The sequence below is a fragment of the Curtobacterium flaccumfaciens genome, assembly GCF_051548005.1.
GTDB lineage: Bacteria > Actinomycetota > Actinomycetes > Actinomycetales > Microbacteriaceae > Curtobacterium.
Map to the genome: position 1 here is coordinate 1 of NZ_JBPUGH010000214.1, position 4,288 is coordinate 4,288.

The following is a 4,288-nucleotide window of genomic DNA, read 5'->3' on the forward strand; positions in this document are numbered from 1 at the left end:
CGGCGACGCCGACCGAGACCGGGCGCGCCGTGCCGGAGGACCCCGCCGGACCGACCGCCCTCCGGACCTGCACCATCGACCAGGCTGCGGGAGCGGCCGGACTCGGGTCGTTCGAGGGAGCCGTGATCAACGCGGAGACGGGCGAGGTCCTGTACTCGCACGCGGGCGACCAGCCGAAGCAGACCGGCAGTGTCATGAAGACCCTGACGACCGCGACCGCGCTGGCCGACCTCGGTGGCAGCTACCGCATCCCCACGACGGTCACGAAGGAGAGCGACGGCACGATCGCGCTCGTCGGGCACGGCGACGCGACGCTCTCCGCCGGCGGTGCGACGGTCTACCCGGGCGCTCCGACGCTCGGGCAGCTCGCGCAGCAGGTCAAGGCGAAGCTCGGCAGCTCCCCGGTCTCGACGATCGTCACGGACGACACGTACTGGAGCGACGCCGACGCCTGGGACCCGACGTGGCCCGTGTCCGAGCGGACGATCGGCTACCAGCCGGAGGTCACCGCGCTCATGGTCGACGGCGACCGGGCGAACCCCGGAGCGGCGACGTCACCGCGGTCCACCGACCCCGTCGGCCGTGCCGGGGCGGCGTTCCGCACGGCCCTCGCGAACGCCGGGGTCGTCGGCGCCGCGAACGCGCAGATCGTGAAGCGCGCCACCACGTCGACGGACACCATCGCCACGGTGTCGTCGCAGCCGGTGTCGACCCTGATCGGCCAGATGATCCCGAACTCGGACAACACGCTCGCGGAGATGCTCGCGCGCATCTCGTCGAAGGAGTCCGGGTCGAACGGCTCCGCTGCATCGCTGACCGGGGTGTACCAGGCGGCGCTGAAGACCTACGGGGTCGACCCGTCCGGCATCGTGATCAAGGACGGCTCGGGCGAGAGTGCGGCGAACGCGGTGTCGCCCGAGTTCGTCGCGAAGCTCATGGTGCCCGTGCAGGCCGGTGCGAAGGGCCTCGGCACGCTGTCGAACGCCCTGCCGGTCGCGGGTGTCTCGGGCACGCTGTCGAGCCGGTTCACGGGCGCGAACGCCGTCGCCCGGGGCAAGGTGCACGCGAAGACCGGCTGGATCGACAGCGCGAACACGCTCGGTGGCTGGATGGACGCGGCCGACGGCACCCGACTGACGTTCGCGTTCTACGCGATCGGCTCGTCGCGGGCGGCGGCGCTCCCGGCACTCGACGCCGTGACGGCCGCGACGTACTCCTGCGGGGCGAAGCTCACCAGCTCCTAGCCGCGCTGGTGCAGGATGGACGCATGGCCAGGGCACTGCTCGTCGTCGACGTCCAGAACGACTTCACCGAGGGCGGTGCGCTCGGGGTGACCGGTGGTGACGCCGTCGCGGAGCGCATCTCGGTGTTCCTCGGGCAGCACGCGGGGGAGTACGACCTCATCGTCGGCTCGCGCGACTGGCACCACGGCGACGACGACAACGGCGGGCACTTCGCCAGCGTCGAGGGTCCCGACTTCGTCGACACGTGGCCCGTGCACTGCGTGCAGGACACCCCGGGCGCGGAGTACCACCCGGCGTTCGACACCGAGCCGGTGGACGTCCACGTCTACAAGGGGCAGGGGGCTCCGGCGTACTCGGCGTTCCAGGGACGAACGGCCGACGGGGTCCCGCTCGGGCAGGTGTTCGAACAGCACGACGTCCGCGAGGTCGACATCGTCGGCATCGCCACCGACCACTGCTTCCGGGCCAGTGCGCTCGACGCGCTCGAGGGTGGAGCAGCCGTCACGGTGTACGAGGACCTCGTCGTCGGGGTCGACCCGGAGCGCAGCGCCGCGGCCCTCGACGAGGTGCGGGCAGCCGGCGGACTGGTCGACCACAGCGACACCGACGAGGGCCTGCACCGGCCCGGCGGCGCGCGCATCTGACGCCGGAGCAGGTGCGACGCGCGCGCCCGCGCGTCAGACCAGGAGCTGGTGCTTCGCCAGGTCGCGGTAGAGCGGCGTCGACTCGACGAGCTCCGAGTGTGTCCCGACCCCGACGACCCGTCCGTGCTCCAGCACGACGATGACGTCCGAGTCCACCACGGTGGACAACCGGTGGGCGATGACGAGCAGCGTGCGGTCCTCGGCCACGGCGTCGATCGCGAGCCGCATCTTCTGCTCGTTCACCCCGTCGAGCGACGACGTCGACTCGTCGAGCAGCAGGATCGGCGGTGCCGCGAGGAGCGCCCGGGCGATCGCGAGCCGCTGTCGCTCACCGCCGGAGAGCATGACGCCGTCCTCACCGACCTGGGCGTCGAGGCCGCGGGGGTCGCGGTGCAGGACCTCGCCGAGGTTCACGGCCTCGAGCACGCGGACGCAGTCGTCCTCGGTGGCGTCCGGCGACCCGAGCAGCAGGTTGGCGCGGATCGTGCCGGCGAGCACCGGGGCGTCCTGTTCGACGTAGCCGATCTGGGCGCGGAGCTCGTCGCGGTCGAGCCCGCGGACGTCGACGCCGCCGAGCCGGATCACGCCGTCGGTCGGGTCGTAGAAGCGCTCGATGAGCGCCAGGGTCGTCGACTTGCCGGCACCCGAGGGGCCCACGAGGGCGACGCGCGACCCGCGGGGGACCCGGAAGGAGACGTCGTGCAGCACCACGTCGTCGACGGCGGCTGCGTCGTCGGGGTGATCCGTGCCTCCAGGGCGGTCCGTCGCCCCGTCGGGACCGGACGCCTGCGCCCCGGCCGCGTAGCGGAACGACACGTGCTCGAACGCGATGGCGTCGTCGCTCGGCACGGCGGCCGCGACGCGGACGGCGCGGTCGTCCTGGTCCTCCGTCGGGAGGTGCAGGATCTCCTCGATCCGGCCGAGCGCGCCGAGCGCCTGTGCGACTGCCACTGCGGCGCCCATCGCCTGGCCGAGCGGCATGATCATCATGAAGAGCAGCAGGATGAACGTGATGAGGGTGGCGATCGTGATCGTCCCGGCGGCGACCTGTGCTCCACCGACGCCGAGCACCGCGATGAACGCGACCTGCATGACGATGCTCGCGACGGGGACCACGAACGCGCTCATCCTCGCGATGTCGAGGCCGCGACGGTAGGCCTCGGTCGCGTGTCCGTCGACCTCAGCGACCTCGCGCTCGGTGGCACCGGCGGCGCGGATCGTGCGGACGGCGCCGATGCCGCGCTCGACCGCGGCGGTGAGGTCGCCGACCTTCTCCTGCGCCTTCTTCGACGCGACGCGGATGCGACGGCTGAGTCCGCCGACGACGACGATCGCGACGGCGACGATGACCACGACGATCACGAGCAGCAGCGGGTCGATGATCGCCATCGCGACGATCGCGCCGATGAACGTGAGGGAGCCCCCGATCGACTCGATGAGGCCCTGGGTGAGCACGGCCCGCAGCAGCGTCGTGTCGCTGCCCACGCGGGAGACGAGGTCGCCGGTGCGACGGGTGTCGAACTCCGAGATCGGCAGGTTCAGGATGCGTGCGATGAGCTTGCGGCGGGTGGAGAGCACGACGCCCTCGCCCGCGCGCTGGAGCAGGAAGTGCTGGATGCCGTTCAGCAGACCGGCCACGATGACGAGCCCGACGAGCAGCCACACGAGCACGCTCAGCGTCCGGCCGCTCTGCACGGCGGTGATCACCTGGTTGACCAGGAGCGGTTGGGCGAGGGAGGCACCGGCACCGAGGACGCTCAGCACGATGATGACGACCATCGCGGGCTTGTTCTCGAACAGGTAGCTCAGCAGGCGGCCGAAGCTGGCGCGGGGGCCGTCGGTCTTCTTGGGGCGGGCGAAGGGGAAGCTCATCGTGTTCCTAGTCTCTGCCGTACTTCTTGTGCACTGCCTGGCGGCTGACGCCCAGGAGCGTCGCGATCTCCTGCCACGAGGCGCCGGCGTTGCGAGCACGGCGGGCGGCGAGCTCCTCGGTGCGGTCGAGGGCCTTGCGGAGCTCGCGCACCGAGGCGAGTGCGGCGAACGGGTCGTCGCCGTCGGCGCCCGAGGCCAGGGTGGTGATGGTCGGACCGTCCATGGTGTCAACCTACATTGACGGGCTGAGGTGTGTCAACGTGGGTTGACGGGTTGCGCGGGTTGGGTCTGGTTCCACTGCGACGTTGCGCGCGTCGATCACGAGGTGTTTCGTCGCTCGATGCTCGTGCATCCGGTGTGCGTGCATCAGGCGACGAAACACTCGTCGATCGACACGCGCCACGTCGGAACGCGCGCGTTTCGTGGAGCGGCGAGAGCCGCCCCGACGCGGCCCAGCCCGGCCGGGCGCGCCGCCGCACCACACGACGGACGGGAGGCACGGTGCCAGCCGGCACCGCGCCTCCCGTC

At 71.6% G+C, this 4,288-nt stretch carries 4 protein-coding genes; 2 read left to right on the top strand and 2 right to left on the bottom strand.

The window, feature by feature from the left end:
- Both dacB and ACSW7Y_RS16420 read left to right on the top strand, forming a co-directional pair.
- On the top strand, nt 1-1,244 hold a 1,244-nt coding region (gene dacB, locus ACSW7Y_RS16415; protein ID WP_438127308.1), incomplete at its 5' end, for a D-alanyl-D-alanine carboxypeptidase/D-alanyl-D-alanine endopeptidase.
- A gap of 23 nt (nt 1,245-1,267) precedes the next feature.
- Nucleotides 1,268-1,888, top strand: coding sequence for an isochorismatase family protein (locus tag ACSW7Y_RS16420; RefSeq protein ID WP_438127309.1), 621 nt, complete (start codon nt 1,268-1,270; stop codon nt 1,886-1,888).
- A 33-nt stretch (nt 1,889-1,921) separates the two neighbouring features.
- Here ACSW7Y_RS16420 and ACSW7Y_RS16425 read toward each other — a convergent pair whose 3' ends face one another.
- Together ACSW7Y_RS16425 and ACSW7Y_RS16430 are read right to left on the bottom strand one after the other, a co-directional pair.
- Nucleotides 1,922-3,760 (bottom strand): ABC transporter ATP-binding protein, encoded by a 1,839-nt coding sequence (locus ACSW7Y_RS16425; RefSeq protein ID WP_438127310.1) that lies wholly within the window; start codon nt 3,758-3,760, stop codon nt 1,922-1,924.
- A gap of 7 nt (nt 3,761-3,767) precedes the next feature.
- The gene (locus ACSW7Y_RS16430) at nt 3,768-3,983 is read right to left on the bottom strand and encodes a hypothetical protein (RefSeq protein ID WP_290131285.1); all 216 of its coding nucleotides are present in this window, start codon (nt 3,981-3,983) and stop codon (nt 3,768-3,770) included.
- Nucleotides 3,984-4,288: the final 305 nt, after the last annotated feature.